Below are 21,995 nucleotides of genomic sequence, written 5' to 3'. Positions count from 1 at the left end.
TTAAACACAATTATCCATTAAAACAACTTCGTCTGGTTTTCATCATCAATTTTCTTCTGTTCTGCTTTCTTTCGAGCGATAGATTTTTGCAAAGCAATTTTAGCTTTATCATCTGCAGAAAGTTCTTCTAAAATAGGTTTATTTGTTACAATTTCTGGTACTTCAATTGGCAATTTTTCTTCAACAACTTCTTCTACTGCAGTTTCTTCTTCTTCAAGAACCTCTTCTACCTCTTCTTCAAAAGGTAACGATTCTAATAAACTAACTTGTTTTATCTTCTCTACAGTTAATTGGTTTCCTTGTGCTTTTATACCTTTTATAGAAATAAATTCTTCGAAATTAACTTCCTCATTTTCTAAACTACGTTTAGAGTATTGAATATCTGCAACAGGTCTATAATCTGTAGCAACAATTTCTAATTGAGATTTAGCATGTTCAGAGATAAAAACTTCCTCTTTATCTGTTGTTTCAATTAAGAATCTTTTTATATAATAACGTTCTTTTTCACCATCAAAATAAATAGCCGAAATTGGTTTATTGGGTTTCCATTTTTCTAGAACAATCATATCGTCTTCAAAATGCATTGCTAAATTAGGTTTTACAGCTTTAGCTTTTCCACTTTGTGTAATGATTAAAAGTTTATCTTCTGCTCTAAATTCTCCTAGTAATTCTCCTCTTTCATCAACATTTAAACGCAGAACAGTATCATCAAACCAAATTTTTCTAGGTTTTAATGTAGAAACTCCTTCAGATTTAAAATCGACACTTTTAATAGTATATTTTGTAATTGTATTTCCTCTTACGGCTCTACCTTTTACAGCTAAGTCTGCAAAATCAATATCCCATTTCAGCTTCTTCACACTACCTACAGAGCGTAAGTTTATGGTTACAACTTCTGCCTCTCCATTAAGGTTGGCACTAAAATAATGCACAATAGAACCTTTATTTCCGTTTGCTAAATCGTACTCTTTATCTCTAGTAACAGACGTTACATTAAAACGTTTCATATAAGAAGCACCTTTTGCACCATCTCTATACATAAAGTTGTAAACCGTTCTTTTATCTTTTTTCTTAAAGATAGCAATGTAAATAATGTCTTTTCCTACAAAAGTTTTAGAATCTACTTTTGTTACCATCATATGCCCATCTTTTCTAAAGATAATTACATCATCTATATCAGAACAATCGGTAACAAACTCATCTCTTTTTAAAGACGTACCAATAAAACCTTCTTCTCTATTTACATACAGTTTTGCGTTATTCATTGCCACCTTAGAGGCAACAATGTCATCAAAAATTCTTATTTCTGTTTTACGTTCTTTTCCTTTACCATACGTTTCTTTTAAACGTTTAAAATAATCGATAGCATACTCAATTAATTTTGCTAAATGATCTTTTACTACTGCTATTTTATCTTCTAAGCCTTCTATAAACTGTTTGGCTTTGTCAATATCGAATTTAGATATTTTCTTAATTCTAATTTCTGTTAAACGCGTAATATCTTCTTCTGTTATAGCACGTTTTAAATGTTTTATATGCGGTTGTAAACCTTTATCAATTGCTTCAATTACTCCTTCCCATGTTTCTTCCTCTTCAATATCTCGATAAATTCTATTCTCTATAAAAATTCTTTCTAAAGATGAAAAATGCCATTGTTCTTCTAACTCATTTAATTGAATTTCTAATTCTTTCTTTAATAAGTCTACTGTTAAGTCTGTAGAATGTTTCAACATCTCAGAAACACCTACAAAAACTGGTTTATTATTTTCTATTGTACAAGATAAGGGTGATATAGAATTCTCACAATTTGTAAAAGCATACAGTGCATCAATTGTTTTATCTGGCGAAACATTTGGTGGTAAATGCACCAATATTTCTACATTTGCAGCTGTATTATCTTCAATCTTTTTTATCTTAATCTTTCCTTTTTCATTTGCTTTTATAATACTATCAATTAAAGAAGTTGTAGTAGTTGCAAAAGGAATTTCATCGATAACTAAAGTCTTTTTATCTAACTGATGAATTTTTGCTCGAACACGTACTTTCCCTCCTCTTTTCCCATCATTATAATTGGTAAAATCTGCAATTCCACCTGTTATAAAATCTGGTAAAATTCTAAAGCTTCTTCCTTTTAAATATTTTATAGAAGCATCTATTAATTCTATAAAATTATGAGGTAATATTTTTGTTGACAAACCAACTGCAATTCCTTCTGCTCCTTGTGCTAGTAACAATGGAAATTTTACAGGCAAATCTATTGGTTCTTTCCTTCTACCATCATAAGACATTTTCCAGTCTGTAGTTTTCGGATTAAAAACCACGTCTAAGGCAAACTTAGATAAACGAGCTTCAATATATCTAGATGCTGCAGCTCTATCTCCGGTAAGAATATTACCCCAGTTTCCCTGCATGTCAATAAGTAATTCTTTCTGCCCAATTTGCACCATTGCATCTGCAATAGAAGCATCTCCATGAGGGTGATATTGCATGGTATGACCAACAATATTTGCTACTTTATTGTAACGCCCATCGTCTAAATCTTTCATAGAATGCATTATTCTACGCTGCACAGGTTTTAAACCATCTTCTAACGATGGTACCGCTCTTTCTAAAATTACATACGAAGCATAATCTAAAAACCACTCTTTGTACATTCCTGTAACCTTGGTAATGGTTTCTTCTTGGGCAGAATCTGCCTCATACTCAGAACCCAACTCCTCATTAAGGTTTGTTAATTCTTCTTCGTGCTCGTTGTCGTTTATTTCTTCACTCATTTTTAAACGTTAACAGTTTAATCGTTTACCTATTAATTTATATCATCTAATAAAAACACTGTAATAGGTTTCTTATATTGGGCGTTACCAAAGGTCGGGCTTTACGTTATATCTTTTTTTCTCTCGATAAAAATCGGATTCAAAAAAGGATGCCACTTCAATCCCTAACGCAAAACTACTTGCCAGCTATATTAATTATCGTTCTTAGGTTCTTTATTTTTAATTTGCATCGAAATAATAAATAAAACAGCAGATAAAACTCCAAAGAAAGCTCCAGAATTAGTCTTACTTGCTACATTATTCCAATCTATTTGAAACAGCCAAAACAATAATAGCAAAACAAATAACCCAGTAAAAATGTTCTTAATTAATTTAATATTATATTTCTTCTTCGATGTCATCTAACTCAACCTTTAAATTCTCGATAATAAATTTCTGTCTATCTGGTGTATTTTTTCCCATATAGAATTCTAACATTTGCTCTATAGACATTTCTTTGTCTAACATTACAGGATCTAAACGAATATCATCTCCAATAAAATGAACAAATTCATTTGGCGAAATCTCACCCAAACCTTTAAATCGAGTAATCTCTGGTTTTCCCCTTAGTTTACCAATAGCTTCTTGTTTTTCTTCTTGTGAATAACAATAAAATGTTTGTTTCTTATTTCTAACCCTAAATAAAGGCGTTTCTAAAATATATAAATGTCCTTCTTTTATCAATTCTGGAAAAAACTGCAGAAAAAATGTAATTAACAACAAACGAATATGCATACCATCTACATCGGCATCAGTTGCAATTACAATGTTGTTATATCTTAATTCTTCTAAACCATCTTCTATATTTAAAGCGGCTTGTAATAAATTAAATTCCTCATTTTCGTACACAATTTTCTTACTTAAACCGTAAGAGTTTAATGGTTTTCCTTTTAAACTAAAAACGGCTTGTGTATTTACGTTTCTAGATTTTGTAATAGAACCAGATGCAGAATCTCCCTCTGTAATAAACAACGTAGTTTCTAAATAGTTTTCCTTTTTAATATCACCCAAATGAATTCTACAATCGCGTAATTTCTTATTGTGTAGACTAGATTTTTTTGCTCTATCTTTTGCTAACTTTCTAATACCAGAAAGTTCTTTACGTTCTTTTTCTGCTTGCATTATCTTACGCTGTAGCTTGTCTGCTACCTCTGCGTTTTTATGCAAGTAATTATCTAATTTCGTTTTTAGAAAATCATTTATATAAGTTCTTACAGTTGGTAAGTTTCCTCCCATATCTGTAGACCCTAACTTGGTTTTAGTCTGACTTTCAAAAATTGGTTCCATTACTTTTATAGCAATGGCAGAAATAATAGATTTTCTAATATCTGAAGCTTCAAAATTCTTACCGTAAAACTCTCTAATAGTTTTTACAATTGCTTCTCTAAATGCAGCTTGGTGTGTACCTCCTTGTGTTGTATGTTGCCCATTTACAAAAGAATGGTATTCTTCTGAATATTGCGTTTTACTGTGTGTAATAGCAACTTCTATATCATCTCCTTTTAAATGAATTATTGGGTACAACATATCTTCTTTATTGTTGTTATCTTCCAATAAATCTTTCAACCCGTTTTCTGAAAAGAACTTTTCTCCGTTAAAAATTATGGTTAAACCTGGGTTTAAATACACATAATTCTTTAACATTTTTGCTACATACTCATTTCTAAACTTGTACTTCTTAAAGATTTCTTCATCTGGTACAAACGAAACCTTTGTTCCTTTTCTACGTGAAGTTTCTTCTAAAAAATCTTCATTTTCTAGGTTTCCTTGACTAAATTCTGCAGATGCAGATTTACCATCACGCGAAGATTCTACCCTAAAAAAAGATGAAAGTGCGTTTACTGCCTTTGTACCAACACCGTTTAAACCAACAGATTTTTTAAATGCTTTAGAGTCGTATTTTCCACCAGTATTCATTTTAGAAACAACGTCAACTACTTTCCCTAAAGGGATTCCACGTCCGTAATCTCTAACAGTTACCTTGTTTCCATGAATAGAAATTTCGATATTCTTACCAGCTCCCATAACGTATTCGTCAATAGAGTTGTCTAAAACTTCTTTTACAAGAATGTAAATTCCATCATCTGCAGAAGATCCATCTCCCAATTTACCAATGTACATTCCTGGACGCATTCTTATATGCTCTTTCCAGTCTAAAGACCTGATATTATCTTCTGTATATTTTGTTTCTTGACTCATGAAATGTCTTACTGTTGTTAGGTTTGAAGCCTTGCTAAAATAACATTAAACCAGCTAAAATGAAATAGCTGCGTTAATTAGTTATCAACATTATTTTAACTACTTTTTTAAGCGTTTTTAAGATCACTTTTTAATAGATTTCTTCTTAATGCTACTAATATAAAAAAGATAATTAAAAGTTAAAACTAGAATCGTTTTTTTGTATAAAAATCACAAAATAAAACAATATGTTATATTTTTAAACAATTGATTATTTACTGAACAATTGTATTACTTTTGACGCATAAATAAATAGAAATAAAGTGGAAAACTCACAACTTACAGCGTTAGCAAATAAATACGGAAGTCCTTTATATGTTTACGATACAGATAAAATCGAATCGCAATACAACAGATTAACAAATGCTTTTAGTAGCGTTAAAAGTTTAAAGTTAAATTATGCGGTAAAAGCACTTTCTAATATTAATATATTAAAGTTCTTTAAAGATTTAGGTTCTGGTTTAGACACCGTTTCTTATCAAGAAGTACAATTGTGTTTAACTACAGGTATCGAGCCTCACGACATTATTTATACACCAAACGGAGTTTCTTTAGATGAAATTGAAGAAGTTGCTAAATTGGGTGTTCAAATTAATATTGATAATCTTTCTATTTTAGAACAATTCGGACAAAAACACCCAAATATTCCTGTTTGCGTGCGTATCAATCCACATATTATGGCGGGTGGAAATTCTAAAATTTCTGTTGGTCATATCGATTCTAAATTCGGAATTTCAATTCACCAAGTACCACATATTAAACGTGTAGTTGAAAATACAGGAATGAATATTAACGGAATTCACATGCACACAGGTTCAGATATTTTAGATATCGATACTTTTTTACGTGCATCAGACATTTTATTTGATGTTGCTAAACAATTCGAAAACATCGATTTTATCGATTTTGGTAGTGGTTTTAAAGTTCCTTATAAAGAAGGAGATATTTCTACAGATATAGAGCAATTAGGTTTGCAATTATCAGAAAGATTTAATGAATTTTGTGTAGAATATGGTAAAGACATTACATTAATGTTCGAACCAGGAAAATTCTTGGTTTCTGAAGCAGGTTCTTTTCTAGCAAAAGTAAATGTTGTAAAACAAACAACTTCTACCGTTTTTGCACATGTAGATTCTGGTTTTAATCATTTAGTAAGACCAATGATGTATGATTCTTATCATCACATTACAAACATTTCAAATCCAACAGGTAGAGATCGCTATTACTCTGTGGTAGGTTATATTTGTGAAACAGATACATTTGCTTCAAACAGAAGAATTGCAGAAATTTCTGAAGAAGATGTTTTATGCTTCCACAATGCTGGTGCATATTGTTTCTCTATGGCCTCTAACTATAACTCACGTTATATTCCTGCAGAAGTTATGGTACATAAAGGAAAAGATTACTTAATTAGAAAAAGACAAACCATACAAGATATTTTGCACAACCAAGTAGTTGTAGATTTTACAGAAAAAAAGAAAACTAAAAAAGAAAAAGTTACATTGTAACTAAAATTTTAAAAAATATATAATCCACTAAAAATGAAAACTATTTTTCTTTTTTTAGTGGATTTTTTAATTAATTTTACTAAAAACAACACAAATGAAAATTTTAGGAATAGGTAGTAACTACGTTACAGATTTAAAAGATATTGAAGAAAAAAAGAAAGGTAAAAAGTTTATTTTCTCAAAACCAGAAAGCAGTTTAGCTGTTAATTGTGATGTGGAATACCCAAGTAGCATTACAAACGAATTAATTTACGAAATAGAATTGGTTGTTAAAATAGGGAAAGAAGGAAAAAATATTTCTAAAGAAGAAGCAAACTCTTATATTTCTGAAATTGCTGTTGGTATTGATTATACGGCTACAGATCTTTTAAAAGACGCTAGAGAAACCAAACATCCTTGGGATTTTGCAAAAGGTTTTGATGGTGCTGCACCAATTTCTAGTTTTAAACCAGTTGCTAATTATAATTTAGCAGATATAGATTTCGAATTAAAAATTAACGGAGAAGAAAAACAAAAAAGTAATACAGCTTATATGATTAATGATTTTGCTGATATTATTGTTTTTATATCAAAATACATGACTTTACAACCCGGAGATTTAATTTTTACAGGAACACCTGCCTTAGGAAAAGGAGAAATTTTTAAAGGAGATCAATTACAATGTTCTGTAAACGGAGAATTATTGCTAGATTTTAAAATGATATAATTTTAGATACTGATGAAACTCCAACTTTCTAAAATTGAAGATATTGCAGAGATAATGATTATTATTGAAGACGCTAAAGCTTATTTGGCTTCTCAAAATATAGATCAATGGCAAAACGGATATCCAAACACAGCACAAGTAAAAAATGATATTCTAAAAAATGAAAGTTATGTTGTTGTAAATAATGACAACAAAATTATTGCAACTTCTATGTTTACCACAAACCCAGAACCAACCTACAAAGTTATTGATGGAAATTGGTTGGTTGAAGAAACAAAAAATTACGGAGTAATCCATCGAATGGCCATTAAAAAAGAGTTTAGAAAATTTGGGTTGGCTACTTTTATGTTTCATGAATTTCATTTACAATTATTAGAAAATAAAGTACAAAGTTTAAAGATTGATACGCATGAAGAAAACATAGGAATGCAATCTTTACTAAAAAAACTTGGCTATAAATATTGCGGAATTATCTACACCAATTATAACGCAAAAAGATTGGCTTTTGAGAAAGTAATTTCTTAATAAACTCAATTTAAAAAGTATATTAGCAACCTCATAAATTCATTTTTATGAGGTTTCTTTTTTTAGATAAAATTCAAATAAAAAAATGCAGTTACTTCAATATATAATTCAGCAAACACAACTTTCTTCTAAATCTGTAGAAAACACCATCTCATTGTTAAATGAAGATGCTACAATTCCTTTTATATCTAGATATAGAAAGGAAATGACAGGTAATTTAGATGAAGTTCAAATTGGAGATATTGTAAAGTTTAAAGAGCTTTTTGAAGCGTTAGAAAAACGTAAAACAGCCATTCTAAAAGCATTAGAAGAACAAGGTGTTTTAACTGATGATTTAACTCTAAAGATTAAATCTACTAAAGATTTAATTGCCTTGGAAGACTTGTATTTACCTTATAAAAAGAAGCGTAAAACCAAAGCAGAAACTGCACGCTTACAAGGTCTAGAACCCTTGGCAAAAATGATGATGAGTCAGCGAGTAAACAATTTAGAACATACAGCTTCTAAATACACATCCAACGAAGTTGATACTATTGAAAATGCGTTAGAAGGCGCTCGTTTTATTATAGCAGAATGGATAAATGAACGTACCGATATTCGTGGTTCAATTAGACGAGAATTAGAAAAACATGCTACAATTTCATCGAAAGTTATAAAGAGTAAAATTGATGAAGAGAAAGCACAAAAATTTAAAGATTATTTTGATTGGAGCGAGTCTTTAAGTAGAATTCCTTCTCACAGATTATTAGCCATTTTAAGAGCAGAAAGTGAAGGTTTTATTCGTGTTAAAATAGAAATTGATTCAGAAAGAATACTTGAGAGAATAGAAAACCGAATTATCAATTCTAAAAATGAATGTTCAGAACAAATAGAACTTGCTATAAAAGACGCTTTTAAACGCTTATTATATCCTTCTTTATCAAATGAAAGATTGTCAATTGCGAAAGACAAAGCAGATGAAGATGCAATTAACGTATTTTCTAAAAACCTAAAACAGTTACTTTTAGGAGCTCCTTTGGGCGAAAAAAGAATTCTAGCAGTAGATCCTGGCTTTAGATCTGGTTGTAAAATTGTTTGCTTAAATGAACAAGGAGATTTAGAACATAATGACACTATTTTTCCGCATGCACCACAAAATCAATCTATAGAAGCTATTAAAAAAATTAGCTCTTTAGTAGAAACTCATAAAATTGAAGCCATTGCCATTGGAAACGGAACTGCTTCTAGAGAAACAGAACAACTAATTAAAAAAATAGATTTTAAAAATCCTGTTGCTATTTTTGTAGTAAGTGAAGCTGGCGCGTCTATTTATTCGGCATCTAAAATTGCAAGAGATGAATTTCCAAATTTTGATGTTACCGTTCGTGGCTCTGTTTCTATTGGAAGACGTTTGCAAGATCCTTTAGCAGAATTGGTAAAGATCGATGCTAAATCGATTGGAGTTGGCCAATACCAGCACGATGTTGATCAAACGAAGTTGAAAAAATCTTTAGACATTACGGTAGAAAGTTGTGTAAATACTATTGGTGTAAATATTAATACAGCAAGTGAATCTTTATTAAGTTACGTTTCTGGAATTGGACCAAAATTGGCAGAAAATATCGTGAATTACAGAAACGAAAATGGTTCTTTCGCTTCTAGAACTGCTATTAAAAAAGTGCCTCGTTTAGGTGGAAAAGCGTACGAACAAGCTGCTGGTTTTTTAAGAATTAAAAATGGGGAAAATCCGCTAGACGATTCTGGTGTTCACCCAGAAAGTTATGGTTTGGTAGATAAAATTGCGAAAGATAATAACAAAAAGGTGTCTCAATTTATTGGTGATAAAGAGTTGATTAAAAAGATTCAACTAAAAAACTATATAACTGAAACGATTGGTTTACCAACGCTACAAGATATTATTAATGAATTAGAAAAACCAGGTGTAGATCCAAGAGCAAAAGCGAAGGTATTTTCTTTTGATGCAACGATTAAAACAATTTCAGATTTAAGAATCGGACAAATATTACCAGGAATTGTAAATAATATTACAAATTTTGGTTGTTTTGTAGATATTGGTATTAAAGAAAGTGGATTAATTCACGTTTCTAATCTGTCTGATACTTTTGTAAAAGATGTAAATGCCATTGTTACTTTACAACAGCAAATTACTGTAAAAGTACTTGAAGTTGATGTGGTTAGAAAACGAATTCAATTGGCTTTGATGAAGTAAAATAATAATTTCTTATATTTATAAAATGAGCAATAAAATAGAAAAAAATGATACTTGGGATGACTTAACAGATTCTCAAAAAAATGAGATACAACAAGAAGTTAATGAATCAAATAAAAAGAAAAAAGTCTCTTGGGAAGATGCTAAAAAACAGCTTAATAAATTAAATTTAAAAAATGGATAATAAAAAAGTTAGAAGAAATCCAAGTCCAATGTCTTTGGACACATTAATTTATGAAATTGAAAGTTTAGAAGAAGACGGAATAATTTCCTTCGATGAATTTAAACAAATTGATTTCTATGATATTAAAGGTCACTATTTTCCAATGGTAAATATTAAAACAATACATAAAGCATTGAAAAAAATTCAAGATCAAAAATCAGGAAAAATTGGACTTTCAAGTTTGACAACTATAATTTCAGAGACAGAAAGAGATGGAAAATTAATAACTAAAAAAAGAATAGATACATTCTAATAATAATTCATCAATTATTTTCTTACTTTCGACCTCACAAAAATAATCAATGAAAGTCTGTATTGCCGAAAAGCCATCTGTAGCAAGAGAAATAGCTAGTATTCTAGGAGCCAACACAAAGCGTGATGGTTACTACGAAGGAAACGGTTATGCGGTAACATATACTTTTGGCCATTTGTGCACACTTTTAGAACCTAAAGATTACAAACCGCATTGGAAAAGTTGGGATTTGAATAATTTACCAATGCTTCCAGAACGTTTTGATACCAAAGTTACAGGAGATGCAGGAATTAGAAAACAATTTAATATTGTAAAATCTTTGTTCGACAAAGCAACTGTTGTTATCAATTGTGGGGATGCTGGTACAGAAGGAGAATTAATTCAGCGTTGGGTAATTAATCAGGCTGGTTATAAAGGAGAAGTTCAGCGTTTATGGATTTCTTCTTTAACAGAAGAAGCAATTAAAGAAGGTTTTAAAAATTTAAAGCCTGCAGAAAAATATGACAATCTCTATTATGCAGGATTTTCTAGAGCTATTGGAGATTGGCTTTTAGGCTTAAATGCAACACGATTATACACCGTAAAATTTGGCGGTTACAAGCAAGTTTTATCCGTTGGTAGAGTGCAAACTCCTACGCTGGCAATGTTGGTAAATCGTTTTGTGGAAATTGAAAACTTTAAACCTCAACCCTATTGGGAGCTTCAAACAACATATAGAAACACCCTTTTTAATTATGAAGATGGACGTTTTTTAAAACAAGAAGACGGACAAGTTTTAGCTAATAAAGTTAAAGAATCTGACTTTGAAATTGTTTCTGTTACCAAAAAGAAAGGGAAAGAATATGCACCTAAATTATTTGATTTAACAGGCTTACAAGTATACTGTAATAATAAATTTGGTTTTTCTGCGGATGAAACATTAAAAATGGTTCAGAAATTATATGAGATGAAAGTAGTTACGTATCCTAGAGTTGATACAACTTTCTTACCTAATGATGTGTATCCTAAAATTGCAGGAATATTATCTAAATTAACAAATTACAGTGCACTTACACAACCGCTTTTAGGTAGTAAAATAAAGAAATCGAAACGTGTTTTTGATGATAAAAAAGTAACAGATCACCACGCTATTATTCCTACCGGAATTCAAGGAAATTTACAATACAATCAGCAACAGGTATACGATATTATTACACGTAGATTTATTGGTGTTTTTTATCCAGATTCTGACGTTTCTAATACTTCAGTAATTGGTAAAGCTGCGGATGTACCTTTTAAAACAACCGGTAAAGAAATTCTAACCAAAGGTTGGCGCGTTGCTTTTGAAACAGAAGAAAGCAAGATTAAAAAGGAATTAAACGAACAAATAACGTTGCCTTCTTTTGTAAAAGGAGAAAAAGGCACACATGAACCTTCGTTTTTAGAAAAGGAAACCAAACCACCAAGAAATTTTACAGAAGCAAGTTTATTACGTGCTATGGAAACTGCAGGAAAGCAAGTAGATGATGATAATTTACGTGAGTTAATGAAAGAAAACGGAATTGGAAGACCTTCTACTAGAGCAAGTATTATCGAAACTTTGTTCCGAAGAAAATATATTGAGCGTAAAAAGAAATTAGTTTTACCAACACAAACCGGAATTGATTTAATTAATATTATTGATAACGAGTTGCTAAAGTCTGCGGAGTTAACAGGACGTTGGGAAAAACGTTTAAAAGAAATTGAGAGAGGAGAATTTAACGCAGCAACTTTTATTAAGAACATGAAAAAAATGGTAGACGAATTGGTCTATGAAGTTCGTTCTAATACCTCTAAAAAAAGAATTTCTTCTGAAAGTGAGAAAGCTACAGAAAATACTGTAAAACAAAAGGTTAAAAAAGTTACAACTAAAAAAGATGTTTTAGGAAAAACCTGTCCGAAATGTAAAAAAGGAACCATATTAAAAGGCTCTTCTGCTTTTGGATGTTCTGAGTATAAAAACAATTGTGATTTAAAAATTCCGTTTGAAATCTACGGAAAGAAAGTTTCTGAGAATCAATTAATACGATTGATTGATAAAGGTTGTACAACAAACTTAAAGGGCTTTAAAACAGATGCAGGTTCTGTTGAAGGCTTAATAAGATTTGATGAAAATTTTAGATTAAAATTAGAAGCTAAAAAAACGGCAGTTGTAAATTCTAATGACAAGAGTTCAGATAAAATATCCTGCCCTAAATGTAAACAAGGAACTGTTTTAAAAGGAAAAACAGCATATGGTTGTTCTGCTTATAAAACTGGCTGCAATTTTGTTTTTACGTTTGATAATATAAAGAAAATTGCAAACGGAAAACCATTAACCAAAGAGTTGGTTCTTGAGATAATTTCTTCTTAAATTACAAAATAAAAATAGTTACAAACCAAGGCTAGCAAATAAATTTAGCCCTGATTGAAACGACATCCTTTTTGTTTTTCACAAAAAGATATAGTGAAAAGCAGGAAATAGCTTCTAAAAACTATTTTAGCATTGTTTTTTCATACAGTCTTTCTACTTTTTCTCTTGCCCATGGTGTTGTTCTTAAAAACTTTAAACTAGATTTATAAGTTGGGTTATTTTTAAACGCATTAATATTTAAACGATCTCCTAAATCTTCCCAACCATATTCTTTAAAAAGCTCCTCTAAAATAGTAGCTAATTTTATTCCATGCATTGGGTTGTTGGGTTGCTTTTCTGTCATTATTTTTTGGTGTTTACGATGCTTAAAATCTTATCTGAATTAATAAGAACTTCATTATAATGTTCTTTTGCAAGTGCTTGCATGCAACTTGCTATTTTTTCTGGATGAATCATTCTATATTTTCTTAAACCTCCTATTAATAAAGGGTTTAAAATTGTCATGATTCCTTTTCCTATTTTTTCTCCTAATCTAAATTCTTTTCTTTCTCCTCCTATTAAAGAAGGTCTTAAAATAAAAGTATTGGTAATTTTCTGTTTTAAAACATCACGTTCCATTTCGCCTTTTGTTCTATTATAAAATACAGTACTAGAAGCATCTGCACCCATAGAAGACATTACTATAAAGGTATTAATGTTGTTTTGTTTGGCTAATTTTGCAGCATTTACAGGAATACCATAATCTATAGATTTGTAAAGTGCTTTGTCTTTTGTTTTGGAAGCTGTTGTACCAATGCAACAAAAAACCTCGTCGGCAATAAAAGCATCTTTGTAATTAGACAATTCTAATAAATCTACTAAATGTTCTTCTATTTTACTAGACGAATTATTTACAGAACTTCTAGAAAAAAGTATAACTTTACTATAGGTAGTATCTGCAATTAACTTCTCTAAAAGTAAATTACCTGTTACACCTGTAGCTCCTAAAATTATTGCTGTTTTGTTCATTTATTTATCTAAATCTGGCAATACAAAATCGTTTAAAACAGATTTCTTTGCCATCATTTTTTCTATTTCTTCAACTGTTCTTGGTGCTTCTGCAGATAAATTTACGGGTCCGTTTTTTGTAACTAAAATATCGTCTTCTATTCTAACTCCTATTCCCCACCATTTCTTATCACAATTACTACCTTCTGGAATATAAATTCCTGGTTCCATAGTAACTACCATATTTTCTTCAAAATTACCATAATTTCCTGGATCGTGAACATCTAAACCAATATGATGTGAGGTTCCGTGAGGAAAATAAGGATGTTTTTCGTCTACCGATTTAATAATTCCTAATTTAAACAAACCTTCATTAGCAATTTTTCTAGCAATTAGATTTGGTTTCCCCATACTTTCACCAATTAAATACCCTTTAATGCCTTCTTCTTGTCCTTTAAAAACAAGATTATAAATTGCTTTTTGTTCTTTAGAAAACTTACCATTTGCAGGTATTGTACGTGTTACATCTGCTGTATAACCTCTGTATTCTGCTCCTAAATCCATTAAAACTAATTCGTTACCAACTTTAGTTTTACTATTTTCTATGTAATGTAAAATACAACCGTTGTTTCCTGCACCAACTATAGAGGGATATCCTTCGTATTCTGCGCCGTATTTTTTGTACACAAATTCATGAATTCCTTGTAATTCTGTTTCAGACATATGAGGTTTCATCGCTTTCATTACTTCTGCTTGCCCAATTGCAGAAATTCTAACTGCTTTTGTTAGAAGAACCAACTCTTCTTTTGTTTTTACTTCTCTTAAAGTTGCCAAGTTTCTAGATAAAAATGTAATATCTATATTTGTTTTTGCATCTAATTTTAAAGAAATTTTTTGCTTTAATTCCTTCTTTAAATCGTTGCTTGTTGCGTCTTTAAACTTCATTAAATCTTCATCATTTTTTAATGATGGATCATAAACCAAAGCTCTACCAATTATTTGCGCAACATTTGCACTATTTTCTATTGGTGTCGATTTTACCAACTCGTAAATTTGCTTTTTCATTGGCGATAAGAAATTCTTAGGATTATAATCTGCCTTTTCTTTAAAAGCCAAAACTAAATCGTACACTTCTGCATTATCTCTTGCTGAATTTCTATAATCATCATTAAATTTTTCTATAAAAAGTCTATCGAAAGATTTAAAATTGATTTTAGATGCTGCAAATTCTTCTGAATTAAAAGCCATCTTGAAACCTAGTTCATTTTTAGCCCCTTCAATTCCTAAACGTTTTCCGTTCCATTGTTCTGCTCTTGCATCTCTTTTCTGAACGTATAAAATTTCATTATAAGATTGTCCGTTTTCATCTGTTTGGTTTTCAGAAAACAAAACTAAAACACCATTTGGTTCTCTATAACCTGTTAAATAATAAAAGTTAGGGTCTTGATGAAAAACAAAATCTACATCATTTGCTCTATTTCTAAGTGGATTTGCAAAAACTACCGATACAGAATTTGCAGGCATTTTACTTCTTAAAGCATCTCTTCTACTCTTATGAAACTCTTTTGATAAGAAATCTGTAGGTGTTTGTGAAAATCCGCTGAAAGAAATTGCTAAAAAAGCAACAAAAAGAATTTTAAAAATCTTCATTACAATAAGGTTTAGTTGTTGGTTTCTCAAATGTACTATTAATTATTTTTTACTTAAAAATATTAACAAAATATTAGTGATTGATAATTGCGAATTTTTCAATAAATTAGCCTAAATTTTAAGAAATCTATCAATGAAAAATATAGCATTACATTCAATTCACGAAAAATTAGGAGCAAAAATGGTGCCTTTTGCAGGGTATAATATGCCTGTGCAGTATGAAGGCGTTACTGCAGAACATTTAACGGTAAGAGAATCTGTTGGGGTTTTTGATGTAAGTCATATGGGAGAGTTTTTAGTTAGCGGAGAAAATGCGCTTGCTTTAATACAAAAAGTTACTTCTAATGATGCTTCTAAATTAGAAATTGGAGATGCACAATACAGCTGTTTTCCTAATGAAGAAAACGGAATTGTAGATGATTTAATTTGTTATAGAATTAAAGAGAACGAGTATTTGTTAGTAGTAAATGCTTCTAATATTGAAAAAGATTGGAATTGGATTTCTTCTTATAACGAAGAATTTAAAGCAGATTTAAAAGATTTGTCTGAAGATTATTCTTTGCTAGCAATACAAGGCCCAAAAGCTGTTGAAGCTATGCAATCTTTATCTTCTTTAGATTTAGCTGCAATTCCTTTTTATAAATTTAAAGTTGGTGATTTTGCTGGTATAGAAAATGTTATTATCTCTGCTACTGGTTATACTGGTTCTGGCGGATTTGAGATTTACTGTAAAAATGAAGAAGCTACACAAATTTGGAATAAAGTTTTTGAAGCTGGTGTAGATTTTGGAATTAAACCTATTGGTTTAGCTGCTAGAGATACCTTACGTTTAGAAATGGGTTATTGTTTATATGGTAATGATATTGATGATACAACCTCGCCAATTGAAGCTGGTTTAAGCTGGATTACCAAGTTTACTAAAGATTTTGTTAACGCAGAAGCATTAGCTAAAGAAAAAGAACACAAACCAGAAAGACGTTTGGTTGCTTTTGAATTAGATGAAAGAGGAATTCCTAGACAAGGTTATGATATTGTAGATGGTAATGGAAATATTATTGGAAATGTAACTTCTGGTACAATGAGCCCTTGTTTACAAAAAGGTATTGGTATGGGTTATGTACCAAGAATTATGTCTAAATCTGGTACTCAGATTTTTATTCAGGTTCGTAAAAAAGCAATTCCTGCAACAATTGTTAAATTACCTTTCTATAAAGGATAAATTTAAACAAAACAATAAGATATAAAACGGCACATCTCGAAACTTCGAGAGTGCCGTTTTTAATATAAAAAAGGGTATTTTTACTCGTTTAAACAGAACTATAAAAATATGAATTGTCTATTAACTGGAGGTACAGGAATTGTTGGAAGTCACATTATTTTTGAGTGGCTACATAAAGCAATTGTAGAAAAAACAGTACAACACCTTTATGTTGTTATAAGAGATAATAAAAAATCTGCAGAACAACGTTTACTAGCTATTTTACAAGACGAATCTCGCCCAAACTTCTTAAACGACTTTACTTTAGAGGCTTGTTTAGATAAGATAACTGTAATTTCTCATGATTTATCTACAATTACCAAATCTGTTTTAGCTAGTTATAATTTTAATACTGTAATACATTGTGCTGGTTCTACAAACCTATCTAGTACTAGCGATTCTAAAAAAACAGTACACTCACAGAATTACTTAGTTACAAAACAACTACTAGAGCAATTACCAGAAACAGTAACTCGTTTTTTATACATTAGTACTGCTTATTCTTTTGGTATTCAAAATGAAAAAGTAAGTGACGCTATTGAAAACTATACAGTTACTAATTTTAGAAACCCATATGAACAATCTAAGTACGAAAGTGAACGTTTTGTAAAAGAAACCTGTAAGCTAAAAAATATAGATTCTCAGATTTTAAGACCTAGTATAATCTGTGGTCGTTTAATTGATAAACCTTTTTACGAAACACCTAAGTTTGATGTTTTTTATTCTTGGGCAATCTTTTTAGCTAAATACGCAACGAAGGCTAAAGATAATTTTAGAATTTGGATTGACACAAAAAGTGGCTTAAATATTGTGCCTGTAGATTTTGTTTCTAAAGCAATCTTGTACGCCTTTTTAAATCCGCAGATAAAGGAATTAAATATTGTAAACCCTACACAGATTTTACACAAAGATTATGTGGGTGATGTTTTAGAATCTTTTGAAGTAAACTCTTACAAATACGTAACAAATAAGCCTGAAGACTTAAATACTTTCGAGAAATTATATTATAAAACCATAGGAGATATTTTCGAAAATTATATATCTATACCAGATTTACAATTTAAATCTGAACTAATTTTAGAACTGATAAAAGAACTAAAGTTAGACAATACCTTAGGTGTGCATAAAAACTTTATGAATTTGATTAATTATTCTGTTGAAAAAAAATTCAGAAAGAGTTATTAATTAAAATAACAAACAAAATAAATTTAAAAAATTGGACTCATTAACTCAAATAATTTTAGGTGCTGCAATAGGTGAGGCAGTTCTGGGTAGAAAAATTGGTAATAAAGCAATGTTATACGGTGCTATTGCAGGTACAATACCAGATTTAGATGTGCTTTCTGCTTTTTTTACAGATAAGGTTACTTCTTTAGAAATGCATAGAGGTTTTACACATTCTATCTTTTTCTCGGTACTCTTTGCTCCTATTTTTGCTTTTATAATTACTAGATATGAAAAATATAAAAACATTAAAGATTGGTCTTGGCTTTTCTTTTGGGCTTTTATAACACATCCTATTTTAGATGCACAAACTACATGGGGAACACAACTTTTTTGGCCATTAGATATTCGTTTAGCTTTTAAAAATGTGTTTGTTATAGATCCTTTATATACTATTCCTTTTTTGGTGTTTTTAATTTTAGCAATGCGTCAGAAAAGAGAAAGTAAAAAAAGACGTATTTATAATAATTTAGGATTAATTATTAGTAGTTTTTATTTAATTTTAACAGTTGTTTTAAAGGGAATTTCTTACCAAAAATTTACAAAGGAATTAGCTACACTAAACATTAAATACACAGAAATAGAAACAAAACCTGCGCCATTAAATACAATTTTATGGACTGCCAATGTAGCTACAGAAAATGCTTATTTAATTGGTCATTCTTCTTTTTTTGATAAAAACCCAATAGTCTTTTCTAGTTATCCTAAAAATCATTATTTGTTGGGTGACTTAGCTAATCACGACAAAACAAAAAGAATGATTGCTATTTCTAAAGGTTGGTATACCATCAATAAAGAAAATAATATTTTATATTTTAATGATTTACGTTTTGGCTTATTAAGTATGAAACCAAATGCAGATAATTTTGTTTTTAAATATAAAATTGAAGTTGATGTTAATGGTACTCCTTTTTTTATTGAAGAACCTAAAGAAGAAAGAGATGCTAAGAAATTATTATCTGAATTGTGGACACGAATTAAAGGCAATTAAAAACCAATATTTTTAAAATTTCATAAAATAATTGAAATTATTTGTAAGGAAATCTATATTACTTCGATTACAAGAAATCAAACAAATTAATCTTAAATAAATAATAATGAAAAAAATAATTTTAACAAGCCTTTTAGGTCTTACTTTATTGATAAGTTGTCAAAAACAAACTAAAAAAGAAGTTCCTGTAACAGAAAATAACGTAGAAAAAATAGCTACTACCTTTTCAGAAAAAATTGAAGTAGCACATAAAAAAGATCTTTTTTTATCTAAAGAAGCTGTTCAGTTTGATGCTTTGATAGAATTTGGAGGAAATATAATTCTTGATGCTAAAATTACAATTACTACAACTTCAGATTTAGCTAAAATTACCTACAAAAATGGTGATGAAATTTTTGTAAACAAAGAAAATATTTTTGTTTCTCCTAGTTTAAAAGACAATCCTGGAGTTCGTTTTCATGCTTATACGTGGGGTTATTTCTTCTTGTTTCCTTATAAATTAAATGACGGTGGAACAAAGTGGGATTTTAATTACAAAACAGCAGAAACTGTAAAAACATATAATACTGCAAAATTAAGTTTTGAAGCTAATACTGGTGATGCACCAGATGATTGGTATGTTGTTTATGCAAATAAAGAAACTAGTGTTTTAGAGCAAGCTGCATATATTGTTAGTCTTGGTAAAAGTAAAGAAGCTGCAGAAGCAGATCCTCATGCTATTAAATATCTAGATTATAAAATGATTGATGGAGTGCCAATATCTACAAATTGGGATTTTTATGGTTGGAATAATAATGATGGTATTACTACTAAAATAGGAAATGCAAAATTAACAAACATTAAGTTTATTGAAGGCTTTAGAAATAATTTTAAAACTCCAGAAAACTACATTAAGAAATAGTTTTTTCTAAAAGAACTTTTATAAACTCACTCTCGTAATTTACGAGAGTGAGTTTTTTTTTGCCAAAAAATTACATGCATATCCTTTTTTTCTACTATAATTATTTAGAATTAATTTTTCTGTTCAAAAAAAATATTTTGTTTTCTAAATAAAATATTAAAAATAAAAAACATATATTTGGGTACCCAAATTGGATAACCAAACTGGGTAACCAAAAAAAACAAATAAAATCGAAGCTAAAATTATATTTATCATGGGAGTTTCTGGTGTAGGAAAAAGCACCATGGGTAATTTATTATCTAAAAAATTAAATATTCCTTTTTTTGATGGTGATGATTATCATCCTGAAAGGAATATTATAAAAATGTCTAAAGGAAAAGCTTTAGATGATAATGATAGAAAAGAATGGTTGCAAACTTTAAACAAACTTGCTTTAAAACATGTAACAAATAAAGGTTGTGTTATTGTATGTTCTGCTTTAAAAGCAAAATATCGGGATATTTTAAGTACAAAAATTCAACAAAACTCAAAATGGATTTTTCTTCATGGTTCATTTGAACAAATTACAGAAAGAATTAATAATAGAGAAGGTCATTTTATGAATTCTAATTTATTGAAATCTCAGTTTGATATTTTAGAAGAACCAGAAAATGCAATTAAAATAGATATTAGTTTAACTCCTAATGATATTGTAAAAGTGATTAAAAAAGAATTATTAGAAAAAACAGCATTTGGTTTATTTGGACTTGGTGTTATGGGAAAAAGTTTAAGTAGAAACCTTGCAAATAAAGGATTTAAAATATCTTTATTTAACAGACATGTTGCTGAACAAGAAGAAAACATTGCGGTAAACTTTAAAAATGAGTTTAAAGAATTATCTACTGCCCTACCCTTTGATAATATTGCATCTTTTGTAAATTCTTTACAAGCGCCAAGAAAAATAATGTTGATGGTAAACGCTGGTAAAATTATAGATACTGTTATAGAAGATCTTTTACCGTTCTTATCTGAAGGAGATATTTTAATTGATGGAGGTAACTCTAACTACAATAAAACAAAAGAAAGATTTGATTATTTGAAGTCTAAAAACATTCACTTTATTGGAGCTGGTGTTTCTGGTGGCGAAGAAGGTGCTTTAAAAGGTCCTTCGATAATGCCAGGTGGCGCCAAGGAAACTTATAAATATATTAAACCTTACTTAGAAGCTATTGCTGCTAAAGACAAAAATAATTTACCTTGTTGTACATATATAGGTACAGAAGGAAGTGGACATTTTGTAAAAATGGTTCATAATGGAATAGAATATGTTGAAATGCAATTACTAGCAGAAATCTATACTATTTTAAAATATCAAGGTAACAGTCCTGATGAAATTGCTACAATTTTAGAATCTTGGAAAGAAACCACAAATAGTTATTTATTAGAAATTACTATAAATATTCTAAGAAAAAAAGAAGGTACTGATTGGTTAGTAAATAAAATAATGGACAAAGCTGGCAATAAAGGCACGGGAAACTGGACAACTATTTCTACTGCAGAGCTAGGTGTACCAAGTACCATGATTGCTTCTGCCCTATTTGCTCGTTACACTTCATTTTATAAAGATGAAAGAGTAGCAGCAAGTAAAAAAATAAGTTCTGAAGCTAGTTCTAAATTAAATATAACTAATGATAATCTTTTAAAAGCATATCAATTCGCAAGAATAATAAATCATTATCAAGGATTTAAATTAATAAACCAAGCCTCTATAAGTTATAATTGGGATTTAAATCTAAGTGAATTGTCTAGAATATGGACAAATGGCTGTATCATAAAATCTGATTTAATGGTAGAGTTAGTCTCAATCTTTAAAACAACAGACAATCTATTAACAGACAATCTTATAATTCAACAATTAAAAACTTTAAAACCAAGTGTAAAGAAAGTGGTTTCTGAATGTGTTTTAAATGAATTAGCAATTCCTAATTTAAGCGAATCAATTAATTTTCTAAACAGTTTTGCAGCTGCAAACTCATCAGCAAATTTAATACAAGCACAAAGAGATTATTTTGGAGCACATACATATCAAAGAAACGATGAAGATTCTGGGAAATTTCATCATACAAAGTGGATTTAATAATTAAACTAAAGCTATTATA

18 protein-coding genes are annotated in these 21,995 nt (G+C 29.7%); 12 read left to right on the top strand and 6 right to left on the bottom strand.

Annotated features, from left to right (window positions below; translation table 11 throughout):
- Positions 1–17 precede the first annotated feature (17 nt).
- The 3 genes from SHK09_RS10600 to SHK09_RS10590 all read right to left on the bottom strand — a co-directional run bounded on the left by SHK09_RS10600 (position 18) and on the right by SHK09_RS10590 (position 5,012).
- Positions 18–2,774 (bottom strand): DNA gyrase/topoisomerase IV subunit A, encoded by a 2,757-nt coding sequence (locus tag SHK09_RS10600; RefSeq protein ID WP_319810750.1) that lies wholly within the window; start codon positions 2,772–2,774, stop codon positions 18–20.
- A 191-nt stretch (positions 2,775–2,965) separates the two neighbouring features.
- Positions 2,966–3,175, bottom strand: coding sequence for a hypothetical protein (locus SHK09_RS10595; RefSeq protein WP_319810749.1), 210 nt, complete (start codon positions 3,173–3,175; stop codon positions 2,966–2,968).
- On the bottom strand, positions 3,153–5,012 hold the full coding sequence (locus tag SHK09_RS10590) for a DNA topoisomerase IV subunit B (protein ID WP_319810748.1): 1,860 nt from the start codon (positions 5,010–5,012) through the stop codon (positions 3,153–3,155). Before SHK09_RS10590 ends, SHK09_RS10595 begins: the two co-directional genes overlap by 23 nt.
- A gap of 302 nt (positions 5,013–5,314) precedes the next feature.
- Here SHK09_RS10590 and lysA point away from each other — a divergent pair, with 302 nt between their 5' ends.
- From lysA to SHK09_RS10555, 7 genes are all read left to right on the top strand, one after another.
- Positions 5,315–6,559, top strand: a complete 1,245-nt coding sequence (gene lysA, locus SHK09_RS10585) for a diaminopimelate decarboxylase (RefSeq protein ID WP_319810747.1) — start codon at positions 5,315–5,317, stop codon at positions 6,557–6,559.
- Between the two features lie 94 nt (positions 6,560–6,653).
- Positions 6,654–7,265, top strand: coding sequence for a fumarylacetoacetate hydrolase family protein (locus SHK09_RS10580; RefSeq protein ID WP_319810746.1), 612 nt, complete (start codon positions 6,654–6,656; stop codon positions 7,263–7,265).
- Between the two features lie 12 nt (positions 7,266–7,277).
- Positions 7,278–7,790, top strand: a complete 513-nt coding sequence (locus SHK09_RS10575) for a GNAT family N-acetyltransferase (protein WP_319810745.1) — start codon at positions 7,278–7,280, stop codon at positions 7,788–7,790.
- An 85-nt stretch (positions 7,791–7,875) separates the two neighbouring features.
- Entirely contained in the window at positions 7,876–9,999 is a 2,124-nt protein-coding gene (locus tag SHK09_RS10570) for a Tex family protein (protein ID WP_319810744.1), read from the top strand.
- Positions 10,000–10,024: 25 nt separating this feature from the next.
- Entirely contained in the window at positions 10,025–10,183 is a 159-nt protein-coding gene (locus SHK09_RS10565; protein ID WP_319810743.1) for a hypothetical protein, read from the top strand.
- Entirely contained in the window at positions 10,176–10,475 is a 300-nt protein-coding gene (locus SHK09_RS10560; protein ID WP_319810742.1) for a hypothetical protein, read from the top strand. The genes SHK09_RS10565 and SHK09_RS10560 overlap by 8 nt, the downstream gene beginning before the upstream one ends.
- A 49-nt stretch (positions 10,476–10,524) precedes the next feature.
- A complete protein-coding gene (locus SHK09_RS10555; protein ID WP_319810741.1) occupies positions 10,525–12,846 on the top strand; it encodes a DNA topoisomerase 3 in 2,322 nt (773 codons plus the stop codon).
- A 121-nt stretch (positions 12,847–12,967) separates the two neighbouring features.
- On the opposite strand, the gene SHK09_RS10550 is transcribed toward SHK09_RS10555, so the two are convergent.
- Genes SHK09_RS10550 through SHK09_RS10540 form a run of 3 tightly spaced genes read right to left on the bottom strand, consistent with a single transcriptional unit; the run spans position 12,968 to position 15,483 of the window.
- Positions 12,968–13,189: a VF530 family protein gene (locus SHK09_RS10550; protein WP_319810740.1), complete on the bottom strand. Its 222-nt coding sequence runs from the start codon at positions 13,187–13,189 to the stop codon at positions 12,968–12,970.
- Positions 13,189–13,854, bottom strand: a complete 666-nt coding sequence (locus SHK09_RS10545) for an NAD(P)H-binding protein (RefSeq protein WP_319810739.1) — start codon at positions 13,852–13,854, stop codon at positions 13,189–13,191. Before SHK09_RS10545 ends, SHK09_RS10550 begins: the two co-directional genes overlap by 1 nt.
- A complete protein-coding gene (locus SHK09_RS10540; RefSeq protein WP_319810738.1) occupies positions 13,855–15,483 on the bottom strand; it encodes an aminopeptidase P N-terminal domain-containing protein in 1,629 nt (542 codons plus the stop codon).
- 133 nt (positions 15,484–15,616) lie between these two features.
- Between SHK09_RS10540 and gcvT the strand changes: the two genes are divergently transcribed.
- The 5 genes from gcvT to gndA all read left to right on the top strand — a co-directional run bounded on the left by gcvT (position 15,617) and on the right by gndA (position 21,973).
- A complete protein-coding gene (gcvT, locus tag SHK09_RS10535) occupies positions 15,617–16,702 on the top strand; it encodes a glycine cleavage system aminomethyltransferase GcvT (protein WP_319810737.1) in 1,086 nt (361 codons plus the stop codon).
- A gap of 108 nt (positions 16,703–16,810) precedes the next feature.
- Entirely contained in the window at positions 16,811–17,926 is a 1,116-nt protein-coding gene (locus SHK09_RS10530; RefSeq protein ID WP_319810736.1) for an SDR family oxidoreductase, read from the top strand.
- Between the two features lie 31 nt (positions 17,927–17,957).
- The gene (locus SHK09_RS10525; RefSeq protein ID WP_319810735.1) at positions 17,958–18,956 is read left to right on the top strand and encodes a metal-dependent hydrolase; all 999 of its coding nucleotides are present in this window, start codon (positions 17,958–17,960) and stop codon (positions 18,954–18,956) included.
- 106 nt (positions 18,957–19,062) lie between these two features.
- Positions 19,063–19,857, top strand: coding sequence for a hypothetical protein (locus tag SHK09_RS10520; protein ID WP_319810734.1), 795 nt, complete (start codon positions 19,063–19,065; stop codon positions 19,855–19,857).
- Between the two features lie 253 nt (positions 19,858–20,110).
- Entirely contained in the window at positions 20,111–21,973 is a 1,863-nt protein-coding gene (gndA, locus tag SHK09_RS10515) for an NADP-dependent phosphogluconate dehydrogenase (RefSeq protein ID WP_319810733.1), read from the top strand.
- Positions 21,974–21,995 lie beyond the last annotated feature (22 nt).

Origin of the sequence: Polaribacter sp. PL03 (assembly GCF_033875165.1) — a bacterium.
Classification (GTDB): domain Bacteria; phylum Bacteroidota; class Bacteroidia; order Flavobacteriales; family Flavobacteriaceae; genus Polaribacter.
This window is presented reverse-complemented; position numbering and strand designations above follow the sequence as displayed.